General features: G+C 68.4%; 9 protein-coding genes (1 of these 9 only partly in view). All 9 read left to right on the forward strand.

Features of this window, described 5'->3' with window-relative positions; translation table 11 throughout:
* Tightly spaced (each overlapping or abutting the next), the 9 genes in view from CMC5_RS14780 to CMC5_RS14820 form a layout consistent with a single transcriptional unit that may run on beyond the window.
* Positions 1-5,637 (forward strand): type I polyketide synthase, encoded by a 5,637-nt coding sequence (locus CMC5_RS14780; protein ID WP_063796278.1) that lies wholly within the window; start codon positions 1-3, stop codon positions 5,635-5,637.
* Positions 5,634-8,426 (forward strand): type I polyketide synthase, encoded by a 2,793-nt coding sequence (locus CMC5_RS14785; protein ID WP_050431038.1) that lies wholly within the window; start codon positions 5,634-5,636, stop codon positions 8,424-8,426. The genes CMC5_RS14780 and CMC5_RS14785 overlap by 4 nt, the downstream gene beginning before the upstream one ends.
* Entirely contained in the window at positions 8,423-9,676 is a 1,254-nt protein-coding gene (locus tag CMC5_RS14790) for a hydroxymethylglutaryl-CoA synthase family protein (protein WP_063796279.1), read from the forward strand. The genes CMC5_RS14785 and CMC5_RS14790 overlap by 4 nt, the downstream gene beginning before the upstream one ends.
* On the forward strand, positions 9,667-10,470 hold the full coding sequence (locus CMC5_RS14795) for an enoyl-CoA hydratase/isomerase family protein (RefSeq protein WP_050431040.1): 804 nt from the start codon (positions 9,667-9,669) through the stop codon (positions 10,468-10,470). Before CMC5_RS14790 ends, CMC5_RS14795 begins: the two co-directional genes overlap by 10 nt.
* Complete coding sequence (locus CMC5_RS14800) at positions 10,467-11,255, forward strand: polyketide synthase (protein ID WP_050431041.1); 789 nt, start codon at positions 10,467-10,469, stop codon at positions 11,253-11,255. The genes CMC5_RS14795 and CMC5_RS14800 overlap by 4 nt, the downstream gene beginning before the upstream one ends.
* Complete coding sequence (locus tag CMC5_RS14805) at positions 11,242-11,493, forward strand: phosphopantetheine-binding protein (protein WP_050431042.1); 252 nt, start codon at positions 11,242-11,244, stop codon at positions 11,491-11,493. Before CMC5_RS14800 ends, CMC5_RS14805 begins: the two co-directional genes overlap by 14 nt.
* Positions 11,493-20,384, forward strand: a complete 8,892-nt coding sequence (locus tag CMC5_RS14810; RefSeq protein WP_050431043.1) for a hybrid non-ribosomal peptide synthetase/type I polyketide synthase — start codon at positions 11,493-11,495, stop codon at positions 20,382-20,384. The genes CMC5_RS14805 and CMC5_RS14810 overlap by 1 nt, the downstream gene beginning before the upstream one ends.
* Positions 20,381-26,065: a type I polyketide synthase gene (locus CMC5_RS14815; protein ID WP_050431044.1), complete on the forward strand. Its 5,685-nt coding sequence runs from the start codon at positions 20,381-20,383 to the stop codon at positions 26,063-26,065. Before CMC5_RS14810 ends, CMC5_RS14815 begins: the two co-directional genes overlap by 4 nt.
* Positions 26,062-26,385, forward strand: the 5' end (the start) of a protein-coding gene (locus CMC5_RS14820; RefSeq protein ID WP_050431045.1) for a non-ribosomal peptide synthetase. It continues 4,287 nt past the right edge of the window; the window shows 324 of its 4,611 coding nt (coding positions 1-324); its start codon is at positions 26,062-26,064; its stop codon lies beyond the right edge, outside the window. The genes CMC5_RS14815 and CMC5_RS14820 overlap by 4 nt, the downstream gene beginning before the upstream one ends.

Here is a 26,385-nt window from a genome sequence, read left to right on the forward strand (position 1 = left end):
ATGAGCCAGTTTCTGGAGCGAATAGCGGCCTTGCCGCCGGACAAGCGCGCCGCACTTGCCGAGATCCTGCGATCGGCTCCGGAACCCATCGCCATCGTCGGCGTGGGCTGCCGGTTCCCTGGCGCTGACACGCCGATGCAGTTCTGGGAGGTCCTGGAGAGCGGTCGCGACATGATCCGCGAGGTTCCCCGCGACCGTTGGGACATCGACGCTCATTACGACCCCAAGCCGGACGCCCCCGGGAAGGTAGCGTCGCGCTGGGGTAGCTTCATCGAAGGTGTCGATCGGTTCGACGCGCACTTCTTCGGGATCGGGACCCAGGAGGCGTCGCGCATGGATCCGCACCAGCGCGTGTTGCTCGAGGTGGCCTGGGAGGCACTGGAGCACGCCGGCGTGAATCCCGAACAGCTCGGTGGCAGCAAGACCGGCGTCTTCGTCGGGATCTATCACAGCGACTTCTCCAACCTGGAACTCGCCGATCCAGACCGCATCGATCTCTATAGCGGCACAGGGACGTCGAACAACGTCGCTGCTGGCCGACTCTCGTACCTGCTCGACCTGCGGGGACCTGCCATCGCCGTGGACACGGCTTGCTCCTCATCCCTCGTTGCCGTCCACCTGGCCTGCCAGAGCCTGCGCAACAAGGAGTGCGACATGGCCCTCGCCGGCGGGGTCACCATCCTCCTCAGCCCCCTGCCGCTGCTGATGGCATCGCGGATGGGCCTCATGGCGCGGGACGGGCGTTGCAAGACCTTCGACACGCGCGCCGACGGCATTGCCATGGGGGATGGCTGCGGTGTCGTGGCCCTCAAGCGCCTGAGCGACGCGCTGTCGAGCGGGGATAACATCCTCGCGGTCATCCGAGGATCTGCCGTCAATCAGGATGGCCGAACCAATGGCCTCACGGCGCCGAACGTCCTCTCGCAGCAAGAGCTCCTGCGCAGCGCTCTCCGCGACGCCAGCCTGGAGCCGGCTCAGATCTCCTACGTGGAGGCCCACGGAACAGGCACCTCCCTGGGCGATCCCATCGAAATGGAGGCACTCGCAGAGGTCCTCGGCCAGCCAGGTCCCGAGAGGCGCTGTGGTGTGAGTTCCGTGAAGACCAACATGGGTCACCTCGGCGCTGCTGCCGGCATGGCGGGGCTCATCAAGGTGGTTCTCTGCCTCCAGCACCGACGCCTCGTCCCCCACCTGAACTTCCAGGAGCTGAACCCCAACATCTCGCTCTCCGGCACCCCCTTCTTCATCCCGACCAGCCTCCAGTCCTGGGAGGCGAACGGCGAAGCTCGGCGCGCCGGCGTGAGTGCCTTTGGTTGGTCAGGCACGAACGCCCACGTCATCCTCGAAGAGGCCCCGCCCGCACGGCGTGAGCCTCGGACTGCAACTCGCCCCCGGCACCTGCTCGTGTTGTCGGCCAAGCGTGCGTCGGCGCTGAGAGAGCTGGCGCGCCGCTACGAACGCCACCTGGAGGCCAACGACGCACAGGACCCGCTGGACGTCTGCCACACCGCGGGCGTGGGACGCGCACACGCTGCGCACCGCCTCGCGGTGGAGGGCGAATCGATCGGAGAATTGCGGACCAAGCTCTCGGCCTTCGTGGCTGATGGGCCCGCCGAAGGGTGGTGGACCGGCGAGGTGCGCGGTCGGAAACCGCAATCACCCGTGTTTCTGTTCACCGGGCAGGGTGCGCAGTACGCAGGGATGGGGCGCCGCCTGTACGAGTCACACCCCTCGTTCCGAAGCGCGCTCGACCGTTGCGACGAACTCTCGAGACCGCACCTGCGCAGGTCCCTCCTCGAAGTGATGTTCGCGGGTGAGGGGGATGGCACCGCGCTCGACGAGACGGAGTACACCCAGCCAGCTCTCTTCGCGCTGGGGTATGCGCTTGCTGAACTCTGGCGCTCCTGGGGCGTCGAGCCATCGGCCGTGATGGGCCACAGCGTGGGCGAGCTGGTCGCCGCTTGCGTTGCAGGCGTGTTCAGCCTGGAGGACGGCATCAAGCTGGTGGCTTCGCGCGGGGCGCTCATGCAAGCGCTGCCGCGTGACGGGTCGATCGCCGCCGTGTTCGCGGACGAAGCGACCGTGGCTGCGGTGGTCGCGCGGTGGTCGAGCGAACTCGCCGTTGCCGCGATCAACGGACCCTCCGAGGTCGTGATCTCCGGTGCCACCCGTGCGGTGCACGCTGCCATCGAGGAACTCGGCGCGCGGGGCTTCAAGGCGCGCCTGCTGAGGGTCTCGCACGCCTTCCATTCCCCCCTGATGGATCCCATGCTCGACGATTTCGAGCGTGTTGCGGCGTCAATCGCTCACGCACCGCCACGCATCAAGCTGGTGTCCAACCTGACGGGGACCTTCATCGAGCGAGGTGAGGTGACGACGCCTGCCTACTGGCGGCGGCATCTGCGCCATCCCGTACGCTTTGCTGCAGGGATCGAGGCACTTCACGCGCAGGGACACCAGGTGTTCCTGGAGCTGGGGCCGAGCTCGACGCTCCTCGCGATGGCACGACGCTGCTTGCCAAACGGAGTGGGGACGTGGCTGCCTTCTCTTCAAAAGGGCAAGGACGACTGGCAGCACATCCTGAGCAGCCTGGGTCAATGGTACGTGCAGGGAGGGGACGTGAGCTTCTCGGCCTGTGACGCAGGCTTCGACGCGCGTCGCGTGTCGCTCCCGACGTACGCCTTCCAGCGTGATGACTACCCGCTGCCTGTCTCGAATCCGGCTTCTCGCGGGACGAGTGAGGCCCGCTCGTCGGACACGCAAGATGGCCACCCTCTGGTGGGGGCACGGGTGCGTTCGCCGCTGTTGAAGGACCTCGTCTTCGAGGCGCACATCCAGCCCAGCAGGCTTCCTTATCTCGACGATCACGCCGTCTACGGTGTCCCCTTGCTGCCGATGACGGGGTACCTGGAGATGGCCTGGGCCGCGGTGGTGCGTGGATTCGGCCGAGACCACGGCACGCTGACGGACATCCAGATCCTGGAGCCCATGGCCTTCCCGGACGGTGAAGGGCGCGTGGCGCAGGTGGTTCTGAGGACCGAGGAGTCCGGGCGCGCCCTGTTCCACATCTACAGCAGGGAGCAGGAGGCAAGCGACGCGGAGGTGGAACCCCTCTGGAGGCTCCACGCGACGGGCGGCTTCCGACGTGCCGGAAGAGATGAGCGGCACATCCCCTCCGAGCGTCTCGAGGAGGTGCAGAAGCGCTGCCGCGCCCCCATCTCGGTCGAGCGCTTCTATGCGACGCTGTCTCGTCAGGGCCTCCAGTACGGGCCCAGCTTTCGAGGCATTGAACAGCTCTTTCGCTCCGAGACCGACGACGAGGCGCTGGGGCGGATCGCGTTGCCGGTAGCGCTCCAGAGCGAGCTGCCGTCCTACCATGCTCATCCCGCCTTCCTCGACGCTTGCGATCAGGTCTTCGCTGCGGCGCTGCCCGGTGCGGGCGAGGCCGTGCAGGGAGAGGATGTCTACCTCCCGGTGCGTGTGGAGCGCGGACGCATCCTGCGCGCTGCCGTGGGGCAGGGGTGGAGCCACTGCAAGGTGCGCCGTGCTCCGGCCGGCGCGGAGGCCCTCGAGGCGGACCTCTGCATTTTCGACGATGCCGGTGAGGTGGTGGCAGAGGTCACGGGGCTACTCCTCAAGCGTGCTCCGCGCGGCGTCCTACGAGCGGCCGTCCAGCGATCGGACGAAGGCTGGTTTTACAAGATGGAGTGGCAACCTGCGCCTCCTCCACGCCTGGACGACCCGCGGCCCGGAGCGTGGCTCGTCCTTGCCGACGCAGGAGGTGTGGGGACGCAGCTCGCCGAACGTTTGCGCGCGGGCGGCGCCGCTGTGGTGGTGGCCGTCGCAGAGAGCACCTCGACGCAGGGCGATCCCCAGTACGTCACCGTGCGCCCGACCGAGGCCGAGGATCTGAGCCGACTCTGGCGGCAGGTGCGGGAGACCCACGGCGCGATTGCGGGCGTGGTGCACTGCATGAGCCTCGACGCCGATGCGGCTGTGGAGATGAATCCTGGCTCCTTGCGAAGAGCCCAGGAGTTCGGTTGCGGTCTCGCCCTGCACCTGAGCCAGGCGATACTGCGCGACGAACATCCGATCCCGCCTCGATTGTGGCTGGTGACGTGGGGGGCCCAGGCGGTCGGGACACCGTCGTACGACGTGGCCGTGGCGCAGGCTCCGCTCTGGGGGCTTGGCCGCACCATCGCGCTCGAACACCCCTTGCTGCGTTGCACCCTGGTCGATCTCGATCCCGAGACCGAGGACCTCTCCCTTCTCCACCGGGAACTCCTTGGCAACGACGACGAGGCCCAGGTGGCCTTCCGCGATGGTGGACGGCTCGTCCCGCGGCTCGTCCCCGTTCCCGCCAGGGCCCATGGGGAGCGTGTCGGCGCGCCCATGGCGGGGCACGAAGGCCAGGCGTCCTTGCCGGTGCGGGCCGACGGTGCCTACCTCATCGTTGGCGGAACGGACGGCCTGGGCCTCCAGGCAGCTCGGTGGCTGGTCGAACAGGGAGCGCGGCACCTCGTGCTGGCAGGGCGGCGCGGGCGCACCCCCGAGGTGGCTCGGGCCGTCGCGGTGCTCGAGGAGGCCGGTGCACGGGTCATGGTGGCGCGCACGGACATCTCGCGCGCGGAGGAGGTCGAGGCGCTCGTTGCCGAGATTCAGCGGACTCAGCCTCCGCTGCGGGGCCTCATCCACAGCGCGGGAACGGTCGACGATGCGACCCTGCTGCAGCAACGCTGGTCGCGCTTCGGACCCGTGATGGGACCCAAGCTCGAAGGGGCGTGGCAGCTGCACTCGTCGACCCTGGAAGCCCCCCTCGATTTCTTCGTGATGTTCTCCTCCATCGCCTCCCTGTTCGGCTCCCCAGGACAGGGCAATTACGCCGCCGCCAACGCCTTCCTCGACGCACTGGCGCACCATCGCCGGCACGCCGGGCTGCCAGCACTCAGCATCAACTGGGGCGCCTGGGCGGAGGTGGGGATGGCTGCGCGGCTCAGCGAAACTGACGCGCGGCGGATGGCCGAGCTGGGTCTGGGCCACATCGTGCCCGAGCGCGGCGTGCGAACGCTCGGGCAGGCGCTATCGATGACCCTGGCCCAGGTGGCCATCGTCCCCGTGGACTGGAGGAGGTTCCTGCGGCAGTTCCAGCCTGGGGCCGAGCCACTCGTCTTCTCTCGGGTGGCGAGCATGTCCGTCGTCGATCCGCCCGTGAAGCCTGCGCAGCCGGGGGACTGGCTGCGCAAGCTGGAGGAAGCCGCGCCGGTCCAGCGTCGCAGGGTGTTGCATGACCTGATCTGGGCCGAGGCGGTGAAGGCCATCGGGCTGGAGCCATCGTCACCCCTCGACGCGCGGACCTCGCTCCACGACTTCGGGCTCAACTCGATGATTGCGCTCGATCTCACCCGCACGCTCAGCGCGCGCATCGGCCGCACACTGCCAGCATCACTGCTCTTCAACCACCCGACCGTCGAGGCCATCGGCAGTTTCCTCGCCGACGAGGTGCTTCACCTGGTTCAGCGTGGCCCCTCCTCGGAGGCGCATTCGTCTCCCCGAGCACCGGGCACTGTGCTGAAAAAAATCGAGGAGCTCTCCGATGAGGAAGTGGACCGGCTCCTGGAGAGCAGGTTGAAGCGATGAGCTACGGCGACGACGCACGGGAACGGGTCTCGCAGCTTTCTCCCAAGCGGCTGGCCTTGCTGGCGCTCGAGCTGCAGGATCGCCTGAACACGATCGAGCTGGCCGCACATGAGCCGATCGCGATCGTCGGCATGGCCTGCCGTCTACCAGGGGGGTTGGACCGACCGGAAGCCTTCTGGCGCCTGCTCCGCGATGGCGGCGACGCGATCACCGAGGTCCCGAAAGAACGCTGGGACGTGGACGCTTACTACGACCCGGACCTCACCTCACCGCTGACGATGAACACCCGGTGGGGCAGCTTCATTCACGGCGTGGACGGGTTCGACCCGGAGTTCTTCGGCATCTCCTACCGCGAAGCCTGCGCCATGGATCCGCAGCAGCGCCTTCTGCTCGAAGTGTCCTGGGAGGCACTCGAGCGTGCCGGAATGTCCACTGCACAGATCGCTGGCACCGACGCTGGCGTATTCATCGGCTGTGCGAGCGTCGACTACTACAGCCTGATGCGCAACCCGCCGACGCGAGGAGGGTCGGGGGTGGCCATGAGCATCATGGCCAATCGCCTCTCGTACTTCTTCGATCTTCGTGGCCCGAGCATGACGATCGACACGGCATGCTCCTCGTCGCTCGTGGCGGCGAACCTGGCATGTCAGGCCCTGCGCAACGGTACCATCCGGATGGCCCTCGTCGGGGGCGTCAACCTGATCCTCTCCCCCGTGACGACCATCTCTGCATCCCAGGCGGGGATGATGGCGCCGGACGGCAGGTGCAAGACCTTCGATGAGCGCGCCAATGGCTACGTCAGGTCCGAAGGGTGCGGTGTCGTCGTTCTGAAGCGGCTCTCGGATGCGGTTGCTGATCGCGACCACATCCTCGCCGTCATTCGGGGACTGGCCGTCAACCAGGATGGGCGCACCGGGGTCATCACGGCGCCGAATGGCCTCGCCCAGCAAGCTGTGGTGCGCAAAGCATTGAAGGACGCCGGTCTCGATCCAGCGGCGCTCACCTACATCGAGGCGCACGGCACAGGAACCGCCCTGGGGGACTCCATCGAGGTGGAGGCTCTCGGCAAAGTGTTTGCTGCGCGCCCTGGCGGGCCAGCTTGTGCTCTCGGCTCGGTGAAGACGAACCTCGGACATACCGAGGCGGCGGCCGGTGTGACTGGACTCATCAAGCTCGTCCTGGCGCTGCAGCACCGCGAGATTCCCCCGGTCGTCCACCTCCAGAAGCAGAACCCGCACATCCGGCTCGACGACACGCCGTTCTACATCCCCACCAGCGTCAGCCCCTGGCCTTCCGGTGCGGTGCCCCGTGCCGCCGGATTGAGTTCCTTCGGCGTGGGAGGGACCAACGCCCACGTGATCATCGAAGAGGCTCCGCCGCAGCCAGACGTACCGCGGGAGGATCGTGACGGAAAGCGGGAGTGCCTCCTGCCTCTATCCGCCACCAATGAGAGTTCATTGCGAGCACTCGCCCGCTCTTATGCAGACCATCTGGTCGAGCGCCCCGAGACATCCATTGCGGACCTCTGCCAGGTCGCCGGGGGCGGCCGTGCGCATTTCCAGCACCGACTGGTACTTCCTGTGGCTACCGTCGACGACGCCATCGTACCGCTGTGCCAGTTTTCGGAGGGGGGCGAAGCACAGGGCATCAAACGTGGCACGGTGTCCGCGGGACGCCGTCCCAAGATGGCATTCCTCTTCACGGGTCAAGGCTCCCAGTACGCCGGGATGGGACGCGCGTTCTACGAGCAGCAGCCCGTCTTCCGGGAGGCGATCGAACGTTGTGCAGAGGCATTGCGTCCACACCTGCCAGTGCCGCTCTCGTCGATCATGTTTCCGGCTCCAGGGGAAAGCCCTCCCATTGACGAGACCGCATGCACCCAGCCTGCGCTCTTCGCCCTGGGGTACGCCCTCGCGGAGCTGTGGAAGAGCTGGGGCGTCGTCCCCGATGTGGTCATGGGCCACAGCGTTGGCGAGTACACCGCCGCCTGCGTCGCCGGTGTCTTCAGCCTGGAGGAGGGTCTCTCTCTGATCGCCACCCGCGGGCGGTTGATGCAGGAGCTGACCCGTCCTGGCGCCATGGCGCTCGTTGCGGCCGACGTGGAGCGTGTCGAGCGTGCCATCGGAGACCGCAAAGAGCGTGTGGGCATTGCTGCCATCAATGGTCCGAACAGTGTCGTCGTCTCCGGGCTGCCGGATGACGTGGGGCTGGTGCTGCGGGATCTCGAGGATGATTACGTCTTCACCACGCCGCTCAAGGTCTCGCAAGCATTTCACTCTCCGCTCATGAGCCCGGTCCTCGAACCCTTCCGGCAGGCGGCGATGCGGGTGCAGTTCGAGGCCCCGCGCATCCCGATGCTCTCCAACCTGTCCGGACAGGCGTTCGGCCCAGGAGTCATCCCGGACGCGGCCTACTGGGTCGAGCACATCCGTGCCCCGGTGCGCTTCTCCGAGCAGGTGAACACGCTCGCGTCCCAGGGCTGCGACGTGTTCGTGGAGCTCGGTCCCCATGACACGCTCGTGAAGATGGCCCGGCGCTGCCTCTCGGAGGCGGCTGGGCGCGGCATCCTCCCGCTGACGTCCCTCGCGCCGGACGGCGACGTCGATCGGCGGTTCCTGGAAGCGATTGGCGAGCTGTATGTGCGCGGCGCCCAGATCGACTGGCGCGGTATGGACCCGGAGCAGCGCTGCCGCCGGATCCCGCTGCCCACGTATCCTTTCTCGCGCCGGCGCTGCTGGCTCGAGGACCATGAGATGAGGCCCTTTCCGCGCGAAGAGCTCGAAACATGAGAGTGGGAATCGAGAAGGTAGATCTGTACGCCGGCCGCTGGGCCCTCGAGATCGCTGATCTCGTTCAGGCCCGACGCGGTGACGCCGACTACGTGAAAAATCGGATCATGAGCGACAGCCGCTCGGTGTACCCAGCTTATGAGGATGCCGTCACGCTGGCGGTGAATGCGGCCAAGCGGGTCCTGTCCCCTGCCGATCTCGCGGACATCGAGCTTCTGGTCGTGGGCACCGAGTCGGCGGTGGACTTCGGTAAGCCCATCTCCACCTGGGTGCACAGGTTGTGCGAACTCTCGCCGAACTGTCGCAACTTCGAGGTGAAACACGCCTGCTACGGAGGCACGGCGGCGCTCAAGACGGCGGCGACCTGGGTCGCGTCCCAGGTCCGGCCAGGAAAGAAGGCGCTGGTCATCAGCACGGACCTCAGCCGTTCGCCCCAGAGCGGCGAACTTCGCCTTCAGCACGTCACCGCGGATCACTCCCCCGAGTTCATTCTGGGTGGCTGCGCGGTCGCCGCCATCGTCGGTGAAGAGCCCGCTGTCCTCGAACTCGAGCTGGGACGGGAGGGCTACTGGACGCGAGAGATTGCGGACACCTTTCGGCCCACCTCCACAGCCGAGGAAGCCGATCAGCTCGAAAGCCTCTACTCGTACCTCGACGCGCTCGACGGCGCCTTCGAGCATTTCGAGCAGCTCGCAGGCCCCATCGATTACGACGCGCTCTTCAAGAAGCACATCTACCACGTCCCTTTCCCGGGTATGGCGCTGCAAGCCCACGCGTCCATGATGGGCCGCTTCGGCAAGAGCAAGGCGGACGCGCAGGCCAGCTTCGAGCGCAAGGTCGCGCAGAGCTTGCCCTTTGCCAGGCGAATCGGCACCTCGTACGGCGCGTCGACCTTCGTGTGCCTCCTCGGGCTGCTCGAGACCGCCGACGATCTCGACGCAGGCGACTGCATTTCCCTCTTCTCTTACGGCTCTGGCTGCCAGGGGGAGTTCTACAGCGCGCGGATCGGTCCCGAGGCGCGCCAGCGTGTGCGCAAGGCGAACGTCCGTGGGCATCTGGACGAGCGTGTGCGCATCACGGTCGAGCAGTACGACGCGAACGAGCAGCTTCGCAGCGCGCTCGTGGACCGCCGCGATGCGCTGCCCGATCGGACGGCGCTCGGCGACCTGTACGAGCGCGCATACGCTGGAAGACGGTTGCTCGTGCTCAAGGAGGTCAAGAGCTTCCGGCGGGAGTACGAATGGAGCTGACGTCGGTCGGGGAGCGGGTCCGAGCCGTCCGCGAAGGCAGCGTGACCCGCGTCACCCTGACGCACCCCTCCACGGGCAACGCGCTCGACTGCGCCGCGCTGGAACAGCTCGTCGGCGCTCTTCGCGCCGCAGTGTCCGATGCGGCATGCCGTGCGCTCGTCGTCTCCTCCGTTGGCCCACGTTTTTGCAGTGGCGCCGACGTCTTCACGCAGGCGGATGACGCCCCCGAGAGGGAAGCCTCGATGCGCGCCTTCGTCGAGTGCATGACGCTTCTTTGCGCGTCCTCCATGCCGACGATCGCCTGCGTGGAAGGCGATGCCCTGGGGGGCGGGGTCGGGCTGGCTGCCGCATGCGACATCGTGCTCGCGTCGGAGGAGGTGACCTTCACGCTATCGGAGGTCATCTTCGGGATGATCCCTGCGCTCATTACCCCATTCCTCCTGCGCCGGCTCACGCTCGGGCGGCTGCGGTACATGATGGTGAGCTCGCGGGCCATCCCTGCGCGAGAGGCGCGAGAAGCGGGCCTCGTCGATGAAGTCGTGCCAGGCGGGGAGATGGAGGCCACCCTCGCGCGCCAGCTCGGTCGGATAGGTCGTTCGTCGCCCCCAGCCATCGCCACCGGGAAGGCCTACCTCGACGGGTTCGGGCCTGGTGGTCTGGAGGCCCGCACCAGCGCTGCCATGGCATTGCAGCAGGAATGGCTGAAGCGCCCCGAGGTCATGGAAGGAATCCAGATGTTCGCCGATGGCTTCAGCCCGCCCTGGTTCGAGAAGCTCGGAAGGGCTGGCCGATGAGCCGCGCCGTCCACGTCGAGCATCTGGAGGAAGGGATCATCGAGATCCGGATGGATGATCGAGAAGCCCAGAACCGCCTCAGTGAGCCGCTCTGCCGCGAACTCATGACGGCGCTCGCAGAGCTCAAGAGCGATCCTGCCCTCCGCGTGCTGCTCCTCTCTGGCCAGCGCGATGTCTTCTGTGGCGGCGCCACACTCGATGCGCTGCAAAGCGTCCAGACGGGTGCCGTCGACGTCCTCGATCTGAAGCTTCCCGAGCAAATGCTGGCTTTTCCCGTACCCATCGTCGCTGCACTCGAGGGGCATGCGGTCGGTGGTGGAATGGTCCTCGCCCTGTGCTGCGACGTGCTCGTGGCAGCGGAGACGAGCCGCTACAGCTTCAATTTCACCAGCATGGGATTCACACCCGGAATGGGCACGACCGCACTGTTGCCAGCGCTCATCGGTCACCACCAGGCCATGGAGATGATGCTCACCGCCCGGTATTACCGGGGCGCCGAGCTTCGTGGACGCGGCCTGTTCAACCGGGTGGTCTCGGTCGACGAAGTCCGGGGAACGGCGCTGGATCTCGCACAGCAGATGGCGGACAAGCCGAGACACGTGCTCGAGATGGTCAAGGGCACTTTGGCCCTGTCACGCCGCCGTGCTCTGCAGGAAGGCATGTGGTCCGAGCACCTCATGCACCAGATCTGCTTCCAGCACGCGGATACAGCTCGGCTCATCGCCGAAAACTACATTCGTCCCGCCCCCGTTCCATCAAAGGAGGAACCTCGTGGAGAGAGCTGAAATCGTTGTCGTCATCGTCAAGCACATCAAGCAGAACGTGCCCACGTTCGACGAATCCTCGCTGGATACCAGCCAATCTCTCGCATTTTATGGTGCCAGCAGCCTCGATATCGTCGAGATCGTTTCCGGCGCGATGCGCGAGCTGCGCATCAAGGTTCCCCGGACCGAGCTCGCCAAGCTCAAGTGCATCGACGACCTGGTGAATCTGTTTCACACGCTCAAAGGATCGAACTCGTAATGTCGGAGGAGCTGCGCGGAGCAGGGGACACGGCGCCATCTCTGGTGTCGAACACCGCACGGCCAGCAGGGGCAACGTCGCATCCGCTCTCCTACGGGCAGCGCGCGCTGTGGTTCCTGCACCAGCTTTCGCCGCAGAGTCACGCTTACAACACGCTGTTTGCCGTCCGGATCCGCTCCACGCTGGACCTCGCCAAGCTCGCGGAAGCCTTCCGCCTGATGGTCCAGCGTCATCCTACCCTGCGTTCCACGTACTGCCTCGAGGACGGCGTCCCCCGGCAGATCATCCATCCCAGCCTGGAGCTGCCTCTGGTCGAAGAGGATGCGGCCTCGCTCGATGAAAAGCAGCTCGCCCCACGCCTTCTCGAGCGCGCGCACCGCCCCTTCGACCTCGTGCGGGGTCCCGTGGCGCGGGCGCACGTATTCACACGCGGCCCCGAGCACCACGTGCTGCTGGTCGCCGCGCACCACATCACTTGCGATTTCTTCTCGGGCGCGAGCCTGCTCGAGGAACTCTTCGCCGCCTATTCGGCGCTGCGGTGCGGGGAGCTCCCGACCCTTCCCACTCCTGCACTCCAGTACACGGACTTCGTGGCGCGACAGGAGGAGCTGCTGGCGAGCGACGGCGAAGAGCTGTTCGCATACTGGCAGACGCAGCTTGCGACAGCGCCCGTCTCGCTGGACCTGCCCCTCGATCGGCCCCGTCCGCCCATCCCCACGGGGCGAGGCGCCTCCGTGTCCTTCCACATCGGGTCAGAGCTGACCCGCCGTATCTCCACGCTGACCAGATCGCAGGGAGCGACGCTGAACATGGCGCTGGTCGCCATGTTTCAGGTCCTGCTCCATCGCTACACACGAGAGAGCGACATCGTCGTGGGCTCACCCATGGCGGGCTGGAGTCGTAGCGAATTCAAAGGGGTGGTCGGGGACTTCATCAACATGGTGGTGCTGCGGTCGGATCTCTCGGCCGATCCGAGCACGAAGGAGCTGCTGCTGCAGGTGAGCGAGAGGGTGATGGGCGCCCTCATGCACCAGGATTACCCCTTCCCGCTCCTGGTAGAGCGACTCAGCCCGACACGTGACCCCGCGCGTACCCCCTTCTCCTCGGCTGCATTCCTTTTCCACGACCTGGATCGCTTCGGTCCCCTGGGGAGACTGTTCAGTCCAGCCCAAGGGAAGTCTCTGGAAGTCGGAGAGCTGAAGCTCGAGGGGCTCTATCTCCCGCAGCAGGAGGGGCAATTCGACGTGACGCTGGAGGTGCTGTACGCGGCGGAAGAGCTGCACGGCAACCTGAAGTACAACGCGGACCTGTTCTTGCCGGAGACGGTGGAGCGGATGGCGCACCACTACGCGGAGCTGCTGGCCGCGATGGTGGAGGCCCCCGAGCGCCCCGTGGGGCAACTGAGACTGCTGGGGAAAGAAGAGCGCGAGGCAGTCTTGCGCGCAGGGCAGGGGCCCTCGTCGAGCCTTGCGGTCGAGGTGCCCTTCCACGCGCAGTGGGAGAAGCTGGCCGAGCGCGAGCCTTCCGCGATCGCGGTGGAAGACGAAGCGAAACGGCTGACGCGCGCCGAGGTCAACGCCCGAGCCAACCGACTGGCGAGACGACTGCGCACGATGGGCGTGGGCCCGGAAGTGTCGGTGGGACTGAGCCTGCAACGCGGTGTGGACCTCGTGGTGGGCCTCCTCGGCGTGCTGAAGGCGGGTGGCATGTATGTCCCGCTGGACCCCGGCTACCCCCGCGAGCGCCTGAGCTACATGCTCGAAGACGCCGCCGTGAAGTTGCTGCTGACGGACGAGGCTTCTCTGGAGCAGCTCCCCACGGCGTCCGGTGTGGAGACGCTCCTGTTGCAGGACGTGGAGCGCTCGGCGTCCGACGAACCGGCCTCCGACCTGAAGCTGGCCGTGGCAGCCGAGCAGTGCGCCTACATGCTCTACACCTCCGGCTCGACGGGAAGGCCGAAGGGAGTGCAAGTCCCGCACGGCGCGCTGGCGAACTTCCTGCGCTCGATGGCGGAGCGACCCGGGCTCTCGGCGACGGACGTCCTGCTGGCGGTGACGCCACTCTCGTTCGACATCGCAGGGCTGGAGCTGTACCTCCCGCTCGTGACGGGGGCGCGACTGGTGGTGGCGTCCCAAGCCACCAGCCGTGATCCCGAGCGGCTGGGCCGAGCACTGGCGCAGCACGGCGTGACGGTGATGCAAGGAACGCCGAGCACCTACCGCCTGCTGCTCCAGCACCCCGAGGTGCTGAACCGCGGCTTCAAGGCGCTGTGCGGAGGGGAAGCGCTACCCGGGGACGTGTGCAGCCGACTGCTGGAGCGCGAGGTGGCGCTGTGGAACATGTACGGCCCGACGGAGACGACGATCTGGTCGGCAGCGGGACCGGTACAGGACGCGGCGCGGGTGGACCTGGGCACTCCGGTGGACAACACGGACCTGTACGTGCTGGACGAGGCGCTGGAACTCGTACCGCCGGGGGTCTCTGGCGAGCTGTACATCGGCGGCGCCGGCCTTGCGCGAGGCTACTGGCGCCGTCGTTCGCTGAGCGCCGAGCGCTTCGTGCCGGACCCGTTCAGCACGACGCCCGGCGCGAGGATGTACCGCACGGGGGACGTGGTCCGGCGGCAAGCAGATGGCCGCCTGCTGTATCAGGGCCGCTCGGACGCGCAGGTGAAGATCCGAGGCTTCCGGATCGAGCTGGACGAAGTGGAGGCATGGCTCTCGACGCACCCCTCGGTGCGCGCGGCCGTGGTGAGCAGCGTCGAGGACGAGCGGGGAGGCGGTGCACAGCTGGTGGCTTACGTGGTGCCAGCCGGAGCGGCGCCCTCGGTGGAGCCCTTGCGAGCGCACCTGCAAGAGCGGCTGCCCGAGTACATGGTGCCCGGGCAGTACATGGTGCTGGACGAGCTACCCCTGACGCCCGCAGGCAAGGTGGACCGCAAGCGCCTTCCCCGGCCCACCTTCGACCGCGCCACCTTGCAGACCCGCTACACGCCGCCGACCACCACGGAGGAGAAGCAGATCGCGGCCTTGTGGAAGGAGGTGCTCCGCATCGAGCGAGCAGGTCTCGATGACAATTTCTTCGATCTCGGCGGCAACTCGTTGCTTCTCGTGAACCTGCATGCCCGCATGTGTGCGGCACTGGCCGTGGATTTCACGCTCACCGACCTCTTCTCCCATCCCACGGTCAGCGCCCAGGCTGCGCTCGTGCGGCGCCTCGGGGGCGACGCGGGCGACAGAGCGTCCGAAGCCAGAGAGCGCCGTGTGCGGCGTGCGGCCCGCCGGGGCACGGAAACGGTCGACGAGGCCCCCGGACGTGACACCGACATCGCCATCGTCGGCGCCGCGGGCCGGTTCCCGGGAGCCCGAACGCTCGATGCCTTCTGGCACAACCTGTGGGCAGGCATCGAGAGCATCGCCTTCTATTCGGCGGAGGAACTGCTCGCTGCCGGCGTGCCCTCCGACATCGTGGCGAACCCAGCGTACGTCAGAGCCAAAGGCGAACTCGAGGACATCGACCTGTTCGACGCCGAGTTCTTCGGCATACCCCCCCGAGAGGCTGCCGTCCTCGACCCGCAGCAGCGACTGTTCCTGGAGTGCGCTCACGAGGCCCTGGAGAACGCTGGTTACGGCGGCGAGGACCGCCCTGGCCCTGTCGGCGTCTTTGCTGGGGCGGGAATCAACGGCTACCTCCTCTTCAACCTGCATGGCAGGACCCGCTCTCTCGCAGGCGACTACCAGCTGTTCATCTCGAGTGACAAAGACTTCCTCGCGACGCGCGCCGCTTACAAGCTGAACCTGACGGGGCCCGCGATCACGGTGCAGTCGGCCTGCTCCACGTCCCTCGCCGCCGTGCACATGGCCTGCCGCAGCCTGATCGAGGACCAGTGCGACATGGCGCTCGCTGGCGGCGTGGCGGTCAGCGTGCCGCAGCGCGCCGGCTACATGCATCAGGAGGGCATGATCCTCGCACCCGACGGGCATTGTCGGGCCTTCGATGCGAACGCCAGTGGCACCGTGCCGGGCAGCGGGCTCGGGGTGGTGGTGCTCAAACGATTGCGAGACGCCCTTGCGGACGGCGATTGCATCCACGCCGTCATCAAGGGAAGCGCGATGAACAACGATGGCGCCGCCAAGGTCGGGTACACCGCGCCGAGCGTCGAGGGCCAGGCCCGCGTCATCGAGGAGGCCCTGGAAGTGGCTGGCGTCGAGCCGGAGACCATCGGCTACATCGAGGCCCACGGCACCGGCACACCGCTCGGTGATCCCATCGAGATTGCCGCCCTCACGCGCGTGTTCCGGACCGCCCCGGAGAGTCCGCCTTCCTGCGCCATCGGCTCGGTCAAGACCAACATCGGGCACCTGGACATTGCAGCGGGCATTGCCGGACTCCTCAAGACGGTGGGGATGCTCGAGCGTGGCCAGCTGCCGCCGACCTTGCATTTCCAGAAGCCCAACCCGGCCCTTCAGCTCGACCAGAGCCCCTTTTACGTCAACGCCGAGCCGCGCACGTGGGACCGCGTAGGAGGGCCGCGGCGCTGCGGGGTGAGCTCCTTCGGGATCGGCGGCACCAATGTGCATGTAGTTCTGGAGGAGGCGCCGCAACCCACGGTCACCACGGCCCCCTCGGAGCGACCTGCCTACCTGCTCCCGCTGTCCGCGAGAGAGCCGCAAGCCCTGCGAGAACTCGCGGTGCGCTATCAGCGTCACCTCGAACAGCACCCCGACGCATCACCGGCCGACATCGCCTTCACCGCAGGCGCGGGTCGCCGCCATTTCCGCGAGCGAATCACCCTCGTGGGGTCGTCCGTCGAACAGTGGCGCAGAGAACTCGGTGCCTTTCTCGACGGGCGAGCCAGCAACGCCGTCTCGGCCGGCGAGGTCCCTGGCGAAGGAGCCCCGCGGATAGCGTTCCTCTTCTCCGGCCAGGGCTCGCAGTACGCGGGCATGGCCCTCCCGCTGTACCGGACGCAGCCCGTGTTCCGCGCCGCCCTGGAGCAATGCGACGCGCTCCTGCGCCCCCACCTGAGGATCCCCCTGCTCGACCTGCTCGCGGCGCCCCAGGATGGGCGCTCTCCCCTGGAGCAGACCCTGTACACGCAGCCTGCGCTGCTGGCCGTCGAACACGCCCTCGACCGGATGTGGCGCTCCTTCGGCGTCTTCCCGAGCGCCGTGATGGGTCATAGCGTGGGAGAGTACGCCGCGGCCATCTCGGCTGGCGTGCTCACCCTCTCCGAGGGAATCGAGCTCATCGTCGAGCGCGCCAGACGGATGCACGAACTCCGCGAGGCCGGCGCAATGGCCACGGTGTTCGCAAAGGCGGAGCGCGTCTTGCCGCTGCTCGCGCGTCACGAAGCGCGCCTGGCCATTGCAGCCTTCAATGGTCCAGCCGAGATCGTGATCTCCGGCGCGCGAGACGCACTCGAAGACGTTCTCGCGCAGCTCACGGCGGACGGCGTGGAGAGCCGGCGGCTGCACGTCTCCCATGCCTTCCACTCACCGCTCATGGATCCCATGCTGGAGGGCTTCGCGGCTGTGGCGAGCAAGCATCGTGGCTCCCCGCCCACCATCGATTTCGTTTCCAACCTGACGGGAGCGCTGATCGCGCCGTCGACATCGGTCGGACCCGGGTACTGGGCCGAGCACGTCCGGGCACCCGTGCAGTTCTACCAGGGGCTCCAGGCCCTCCGCGCGCGGGGCTGCACCGTCATGCTCGAAATGGGCCCCCACCCGACGCTCCTTGGCATCGGGCGGCGAGCGCTGGCCGACCGTATGGCTCTCACATGGCTGCCCTCTCTGCGACGAGAGCACCGCGACTGGGACGTCGTGCTGGGGTCGCTGGCGCAGCTCTACACGCGCGGCGTCCCGCTCGACTGGCGTGCGATCCAGCCGGGAGCACGCACCGCGCTACCGACGTACCCATTTCAGCGCAAACGCTTCTGGATCGACCCCGAGACCACGTCCTCTCGCGTCGACAGGCGGGAAGGACCCGTGAGCGCCGAGGTCCACCCCCTGCTCGGCCGACGATTGCGCCTGGGTCTCGCGCGGCACACCCTTTTCGAGGCGCGCTATGACGGCGCGACCACGCCTTACCTGCGCGACCACCACTATTTCGGCCGGGCCGTCGCGCCCGCCGTCGGCTACCTGCTGATGGCGGCCCGTGCTGCCGGCAAGCTGCCGCTGTCCCTCGAAGGGGTGAAATTCTCCGCGGCGCTCGCTCTCTCCGAGGGAGAGCACCGCACCGTGCAGACCATCGTCCAGCGCGACGACCAGGAGCGCACCTCCTTCCAGATCTGCAGCTTCCCGGACGACGACATTCGTCCCGAGACGGAGCCCACGGTCCACGCCCAGGGCCGCATCGGCAGACTCGTCGCTCCCACCGCCTCCGATGCTCCCGCTGCTGCTGCCGTTGCCGCCGCTTCCGGACGCCATTCGGTCGCGCTCGACGAGATCCACGCCCGCTGCGCGAAGGCCCAGACGGGCGCCGGCTTTTACGAGGTCATCGCGCGTCAGGAGGTCGACATGGGCCCCTCGCTGCGCTGGATCGAGACCCTCCACTCCGGCGACGGCGAGGCACTCTCCAGGCTGCGCTCCCCGGCCGCGGAGGATGGTGCCGACATCGACCTGCATCCCGGCCACCTCGAAGCCGGCCTGCAGACACTCAGCATCGCCGCTGCGAGCAGACTGTCGGCGGTCGAGGCGGGGGTCGTCTACTTGCCGGTGGCCATCGAGCGACTCCATCTCCACGGCTCGCTTGCTGCGACCCGCTTCGCGCATGCGCGGTTGCGGGAGGGGAACGACGTGCACGATGGGTATACCGGCGATATTCACTTGCTATCGGAGGACGGCGCGGTCCTGACCGAGCTCACCGGCGTGCGCTACCGCCGGGTCGCGCGCGAGCGCCTGCGGCCCATGGAAGCGCAGCCGGCCACGCCGCTCCATCGCATCGCCTGGGAGCCTGCGCCTGCGGTGGCGCCACCTCCTGGCATGGTCTCATCCGGCCCCTGCTGGATCTTCGCGGACGAAGGAAATGCCGGCTCCTCTCTGCGCGCCCATCTCGAACGGACCGGCGTCCATTGCCACCTGATTCGTCGAGGCGAGCGTCTCGACACCCCCGGCCCGGGCATCCACACGCTCGATCCGGACCAGCCCGAGCAACTCGACCAGCTCCTCGACACCCTGGCGCAGCACGGCAAGCCGCGAGGGATCGTCATTCTCTGGCCGCTGGACGAGTCCCCTGGAGATCCGCACCCTCAGCAGGGCGCCGGCATGGGTGGAGCGCTCGCTGCCACGCAGCGCCTCTGCTCTCGTGCCCTCACGCTGGTCCAGAAGCTCGCGCCTCGCTGGAGCGCCGGCGACGGCCGCCTCTGGCTGGTGACGCGCGGGGCGCAGACGGTCGGCACGAATCCAGCTCCTGTCTCCCCGACACAAGCAGCCCTCTGGGGATTCGGTCGCGTTCTGGCCAGCGAGCATCCCGAGTTCCAGAGCGGACTCATCGACCTCGATCCCGAATCCTCCGCCGACGAGGCCTCCCACCTTGCCGCGGCCTTGCTGGCGTCCACGGACGAGGATCAGATCGCCCTCCGCGGCGGCCGCGCTCACCATGCCCGCCTGCGACCTCAGCCCGACACCCTCCCGGTCAGCGGACGACGCCCGGTGCTCGGTGGAGGCGTGCACCTCATCACGGGCGGCCTCGGAGGCCTCGGTTTGCTGCTCGGTCGCTGGCTCGCGCACGCTGGTGCCGAGACGATCGTGCTCATGTCACGGAGCACCCCGGGGCCCGAGGCTATACGCGCGCTGGACGAGCTGAAGACTGGGCCTGCCCGGGTGCGGGTGATGCAGGTCGACGTGAGCAGAGCCGACGCGCTCTCGGCCGCGCTGGACACGCTTCGCCGGGAAGAGGGCCCCTTGCGGGGGATCTTTCATCTGGCGGGCAGCCTGTCCGACGCCGTGCTCCTCCGGCAGGATCCCGAGCGCCTCCACGCCGTGCTCGCCCCCAAGGTCGCCGGAGCCAGCCTGCTTCACGCCCTGACGCTTCACGACCCCCTGGAGCACTTCGTCCTGTTCTCGTCGATCGCTGCGGTCCTGGGCACCCCGGGCCAGGCCAATTACGCCGCTGCCAATGCCTTCCTCGACGGCCTCGCGCAGCATCGGCGCGCGCTGGGGCGACCTGCGCTGAGCATCCAGTGGGGACCCTGGGCGGGAGCGGGCATGGCCGCGGAACAAGGCGCAGCGGACCGCCGCGCCGCCCACGGGTTCGAGTCCATGCCACCGGAGCAAGCGCTCGCCCTCCTGGAGCGCCTGCTCGGCGGTGCAGCCGGTGACATCGGCGTCTTCCGGGTCGACTGGCGCCTCCTCCTGGCACGGCTGCCCACCGTCCCTCCGCTGCTCGTCGAGCAGCTCCCCGCCGAGGCTCGCACTGCGCGTGCCCCACTGGCGTCTCCAGCCGGAGCGCCCGAGACCGCCGCAGGCCCGCCCGCGTGGATCCGGTCGCTGGAGGCAGCCCTGCCCGAGGACCGCGAAGGCCTGCTCCGAGCGCGCCTCCTGGACCTGGTGCGCCAGAGCCTCGGCCTTGCTCACGACAGACCCATCGACCCACGGATGCCCCTCCACGAACTGGGACTCGACTCCTTGATGGCCGTCGATCTGCGTGAAGCCATCGGCAAGAGCGTGGGCCTCCGGTTCCCGGCCACCCTTCTCTTCAATCACCCCAGCATCGAGGCGCTGGTGGCGTTCCTCCGTCGCGAGCTACCCATCCTGGCGGAGCCCGAGCGGGCTGCGCCCCAGGAGGATGTGGTGACCGAGGCGCTCCTGCGGAACCTCCAGGACCTGTCGGAGGACGAGGCCGAGGCGCAGCTCCTCGAAAAGCTCGCCCTTCTGGAAGATCTATGAGCGAAAAACAACCTGCGGCTTCTCCCGGCGAGCTGTCGCCGCTCAAGCGCGCCCTGCTCGCGCTCGACAAGATGCAGCGCAAGGTCGACACGCTCGAGCGTGCGCGGACCGAGCCCATCGCCATCGTCGGCATGGCCTGCCGCTTTCCTGGCAGCGCGAACGACACCGAAGCGTACTGGCGCATCCTGCGGGACGGCGTGACCACGGTCACCGAGATCCCGAAGGATCGCTGGGACATCGATGCCTTCTACGACCCCGACCCCGAGGCGCCGGCGAAGATGTACGCCCGTCACGGCGCATTCATCGATCAAGTCGAGCGTTTCGACGCCGAGTTCTTCGGGATCTCGCCGCGCGAGGCCCGCACCATGGACCCGCAGCAGCGCCTCTTGCTCGAGGTGGCGCACGAGGCGCTCGAACAGTCCGGCCACGCCCCCGATCGGCTCTTCGACAGCCAGACCGGCGTGTTCGTCGGGATGAGCTACAGCGACTACTCCCGGCTGACCATCGACGAGAGCACCACCCTCGACGCCTACGTCGGCACGGGGTCCGGGCTCAGCATCGGCGTCGGGCGCCTCTCGTATTTCCTCGGCCTGCACGGCCCCAACGTCCAGCTCGACACGACCTGCTCCTCGTCTCTCGTGGCGACCCATCTCGCCGCACAGAGCCTGCGGAACGGCGAATGCGACCTGGCACTCGCCGGAGGCGTGAACCTGATGCTCGCCCCTCAGGGACACCTCTTCTACTGCAAGCTCCAGGCACTGTCCCGCGACGGCCGCTGCAAGACCTTCGATGCGGCAGCGGACGGCTACGTCCGGGGAGAGGGCTGCGGCATCCTCGTCCTGAAGAGGCTCTCCGACGCCGAGCGGGACGGAGACCAGATCCTCGCCCTGCTCCGCGGCTCCGCCGTGAACCACGATGGCCGCAGCAACGGCCTCACGGCGCCGAACGGGCCCGCGCAGGAGGCCGTCATCCGCCGCGCGCTCGCCGCTGCTGGTGTCAGCCCTGCCGACGTCGACTACGTCGAATGCCACGGCACCGGCACGCCCCTGGGTGACCCCATCGAGTTCCAGGCCCTCGCTGCGGTCATGCGCAAGGGCCGGCAAGCCGAGCGCCCGCTCTACGTCGGCTCTGCGAAGACCAACATCGGGCACCTGGAGCCGGCCGCTGGCGCGGCGGGCCTGATCAAGGCCGTCCTCGCGCTGAAGCACCGCACCATCCCCCCGCACCTGCACTTCGAGCGCGCGAACCCGAACATCGACCTTGCCTCCATCCCGGCCCTGGTCCCTCCGAGCGCGCTCCCCTGGAACACCGACGGCAAGCGGCGCCTTGCCGGCGTCAGCTCCTTCGGCATGAGCGGCACGAACGCCCACGTGATCCTGGAGGAGGCGCCCTCGGCGCCAGCGCGGCGGCAGGACGTGGAGCGCCCCCTGCACCTCCTCACCCTCTCTGCCAGGACCGACGCCGCCCTCACGGCGCAGGTCGACCACTACGCGCAGCACCTCGCGGCCAGCACGCAGACCCCCCTCGCGGACCTGTGCTTCACGGCAGGTACTGGCCGAACCCACTTCGCTCACCGTGTCGCCGTGGTGGCCTCGTCCACCGAGGAGGCCAGCCTCGCCCTCGCGGCGCTCCGAGACGGCGGCACGTCCCCCTCGGCCCTCCGTGCGCCCACCGCGGCGCAGACACCGCCGGAGATCGTCTTCCTCTTCACCGGACAGGGCTCGCAGTACGCCGGAATGGCCCGCGCGCTCTACGAAACGAGCCCCTCCTTCAAGCGCCGCCTGGATGCCTGCGCCGACCTCCTGGCACCTCACCTGAGCCGTCCCCTCCTCGGCATTCTGTTCCCGGATGAGCAGGAGTCCGGGCTCCTCGACCAGACCGAGTTCACCCAGCCCGCGCTCTTCGCCCTGGAAGTGGCCCTCTGCGGCACCCTGCGGGACTGGGGCATCGTGCCCGCCGCCGTCATCGGTCACAGCGTCGGCGAGTACGCTGCAGCTTGCGCCGCCGGGGTGTTCTCTCTCGAAGATGGCCTCGCCCTCATCTCCGCGCGCGCCCGCCTCATGCAAGCCCTGCCCGAGCCGGGCGGCATGATGGCCGTCTTCGCGGAGCCCGAGCGCATCGGCGACCTGCTCCGCGCCCACGAGTCGCGCGTCACCATCGCCGCCATCAACGCCCCGGGGGAGACCGTCATCAGCGGCGCCACGGACGCCCTCGCCGCCATCGGCGCTGCCCTGCAAGCGCGGGGCATCAAAAACCGACCCCTCAAGGTCTCGCACGCCTTCCACTCTCCTCTCCTCGAACCCATGCGCCGTGATTTCGAGCGCGTGGCCGCCGGCGTGAACTTCACCGCGCCGCAGCTCCGCCTCGTCTCCAACCTCACCGGCGAACTCATGACCGACGCCCCGACGGCCGAGTACTGGTGGCGGCAGATGCGCGAGCCGGTCCAGTTCCTGGCTGGCATCCGCACCCTTCGACAGCAGGGTCATCGCTGCTTCCTCGAGATCGGCCCCCAGCCCACGCTGGTCGCCATGGCGCGCCGCGAAGCCGGAGCTGCGGACGACATCGACTGGCTCCCCACCCTCAAGCAAGGGGCAGGCGACTGGCAGCCCCTGCTCGAAAGCCTGGCCCGACTCCACGTGCGCGGCGCCTCGGTCGACTGGGCTGCCTTCGATCGGGACTACCCCCGCCGCCGCGTCGCTCTCCCCACGTACCCGTTCCAGCGCAAGCGCTACTGGGCCGCGAAACGACCGGAAGCGCCAGACCAGGCTGCCACCACGGGGGCCGCGGGCGAGGCCGTCCACCCCCTCCTCGGCCACAGACTCCCGACCGCGCTGAATGCCACGCTATTCACCGCGAAGCTCGACCCCGAGACGCTCGGCTACCTCCAGGACCATCGCGTCTACGGCCAGATGGTCCTGCCCATGACGGCCTACATCGAGATGGCGCTGAGCGCCGCCCAGGAGGTCTACGGACCTTCCGTCTCGGTCCTCGAAGACCTGGTGATCCAGGCCCCCCTCGTCCTTCCGCCCACCGGAACGGCCCACGTACAGACCATCCTCGGAGCTGCCGAAGAAGGTCGCGCCGAGTTCCGCATCTGCAGCCCCAAGGACGAAACCTGCTCCGAGTGGCAGGTTCATGTGCAAGGTTTCGCGCGCATCGACGGAGAAGGCCAAGAGATCGCCAGCACCATCGAACCGATCGCCGCCCTGAAGGGACGCTGCCCGGCCGAGATCCCGCGCGAGGCCCATTACGCGCTCTATCACCAGCAAGGTCTGGAGTATGGCCCCGCCTTCCAGAGCCTGCGAAGGCTCCACCAGGGAAATGCGGAGGCGCTGGGCGAGGTGGCCCTGGACGACGCCCTCGCCGTCGACGTCGCGCGCTATCGCGTCCACCCGGCCCTGCTCGACAGCGCCCTGCAGGTGCTCGGCGCAACCATCGGCGGGACGGGCGACGAGGCCGACAAGGATGCAGTCCATCTCCCCGCAGGCCTGAAGCGCTTCCGACTGCACCGCCAGCCCGGCACCTCCACCTTCAGCCACGCCCGCTTGCAGCGCGCGATGGACAACCCCTCCGCGCCCGTCTCCGGTGACGTGCGACTCCTCGACGAAGCTGGCGAACCCGTGGCCGAACTCACCGGCTGGCTGCTCCTGCCGGCCCCACGCGCCCTCATCGCCCAGGTCTCCAGCCGCCCGAGATTCGCCGAGTGGCTCTACGATCTGCGCTGGAGCCGGCGAGACGCCCCCGCGTCCGGAGACACGGACACGACTCGCACGGGTGCGCGCGAGCGCTGGGTCCTCCTTGCGGACCAGAGCGGCACGGGCGCTGCCCTCGCCGCACTCCTGCGAGACCGCGGCCACGACGTCCACCTGGCCGCCATCGAGGCACCTCTCGCAGAAGACGCCTCCCGCGCTCGCTACCACCAGATCGTGGAGGACGCTTTGCGCGACGCGCCCCCGGGTGGCGTGAAGTTCGTGCATCTCGGGGGTCTCGACGCCGAGGACCCCGATGCGCTCGATGCCGACCCCGCCTCCTCGTTCGCGTCGGCGCAGGCGCACGGCTGCGCGAGTGCCCTGTACTTGATCCAGACCCTGAAGGCCGCCGCGAGCCCCTTGCCTTCGCGCGTGTGGTTCGTGACCCGAGGTGCGCAGTCGATCGCCAACGCCGAGCCGATCCGCGCCCCCCAGCAAGCCCTGCTCTGGGGCCTCGCCCGTGGACTCGCCCTCGAAGCCCCCGAGCTGTGGGGTGGGATCCTCGACCTGGATCCGGCGCGCTCCTCCGACGAGGCGCGCCTGCTCTTCGGCGCCCTGCAGAGCGCGGACGGCGAGGACCAGGTCACGTTGCGGGGGGACGCGAGGTACGTCCTGCGCCTGGCGCGACGCACGGCGCCCCCCGTCCCGCCCCTCCAGGTCCGCGCTGACGGCAGCTACCTCGTCACCGGAGGCCTTGGCGATCTCGGCCTCCTCACCGCCCGGTGGCTGGCAGCACGCGGCGCAGGGCGCATCCTGCTCATGAGCCGCCGCCCCTGGGAAGAGACGCTCGCCACGGCGACCGCGTCGAGCCGGCACAGCAAACAGACCCTCCTCGACGAACTCCGGCGCTCTGGCGCATCCATCGAGATCCTCGCTGCAGACGTCGGCGACCGCGCCCAGATGGAGCGCGTCTTCGACGACCTTCGCCGCTCGAGCTTCCCGCTGCGCGGCATCTTCCATGCGGCAGGGGTGTTCAGCCATCGCGACCTCCAAGCCCTCGATGCCGCGGCGCTCCGTGAGACCCTGGCCCCCAAGGTCACCGGCGGCTACCTGCTGCACCGCCTCAGCGAGGGCCTCGACCTCGACGCCTTCGTCTGCTTCTCCTCGATCTCGGCCGTCTGGGGCTCGGCGGGCATGCTGGCCTATGGCGCAGCCAATCAGTACCTCGCGGCGCTGGCGAGACAGCGCCGGAGCGCGGGTCGACCCGCCGTCTGCATTCACTGGGGACCCTGGGAAGGCGAGGGCATGGCCGCTCGGGCGGGCTCCAAGGACTGGCTCGAACGCATGGGCATCCATGGCCTGCCTCCCGAGCAGGCCATCCTGGCGATGGACTCCCTGTGCGGCATCGACGAGACCGAGGTCGTCGTGGCCCGGGTGGATTTCCGGCGCTTCCGCCCCGTCTACGAGGCCAGAGCGCGCCGACCGCTGCTCACCGAGCTGGCCCCGTCGACTCCGACCAAGGCCGCCACGACCCGCCGGCGCAAGAGCGACGTCCGAGGCCAGCTCGACACCGCCTCGCCCGCCGAGCGCGACGCGCTCCTGTCCCGCTACCTCGTCGAGCTGGTGGGCGACGTGATGCGCCTCGACGACGCGGCCTCCCTCGACCCCGAGACCCCGCTGACCAAGATGGGCCTCGACTCGCTCATGGCCGTCGAGCTGCGGAACCGCATCGAGCAGGATCTCGGCCAGCCCATCGAACTCGCCGAGCTGCTGCAGAGCCCCAGCGTGCGACGGCTCCACGAGCTGCTCGCCGCACCCGCCACCCCGGCGTCCATCACGTCCTCCCGCGCGACCTCGGACGATCTTCTCGAACTCGTCCGCAACATCGACCACGAGACCATGCAGACGCTACTGGCACGCATCGAGCGCCTCGATGAACCGGCCTTGAACACCCTCCTGCAACAGGTCGAGGGCATGGAGGGCGCACCGTGAGCCCGCACGAACACCCCGAGCCCGCCACCAGCGCCCAGAAGCTCGAGCGCCTCGCGCACCTCCTGCGCGCACGTGCTGCGCGCCAGACCACCCCGCAGCCCACCTCGCACGGCCAGCAGGCCCTCTGGTACCTGTACCGCCTCGATCCCGAGAGCCCTGCCTACAACGTGGCCTTCGCCTTCCGCGTGCGCTCCCCGATCGACGCGCCCGCCATGCGCGGCGCCCTGCTCGCCCTCACCGAGCGGCACCCCGTCTTGCGCACCACCTACCTCCAGCGGGACGGAGAGGCCCTGCGCACCATCCACGCACGCCTCGACCCT

Origin of the sequence: Chondromyces crocatus (genome assembly GCF_001189295.1) — a bacterium.
Lineage (GTDB): Bacteria > Myxococcota_A > Polyangia > Polyangiales > Polyangiaceae > Chondromyces > Chondromyces crocatus.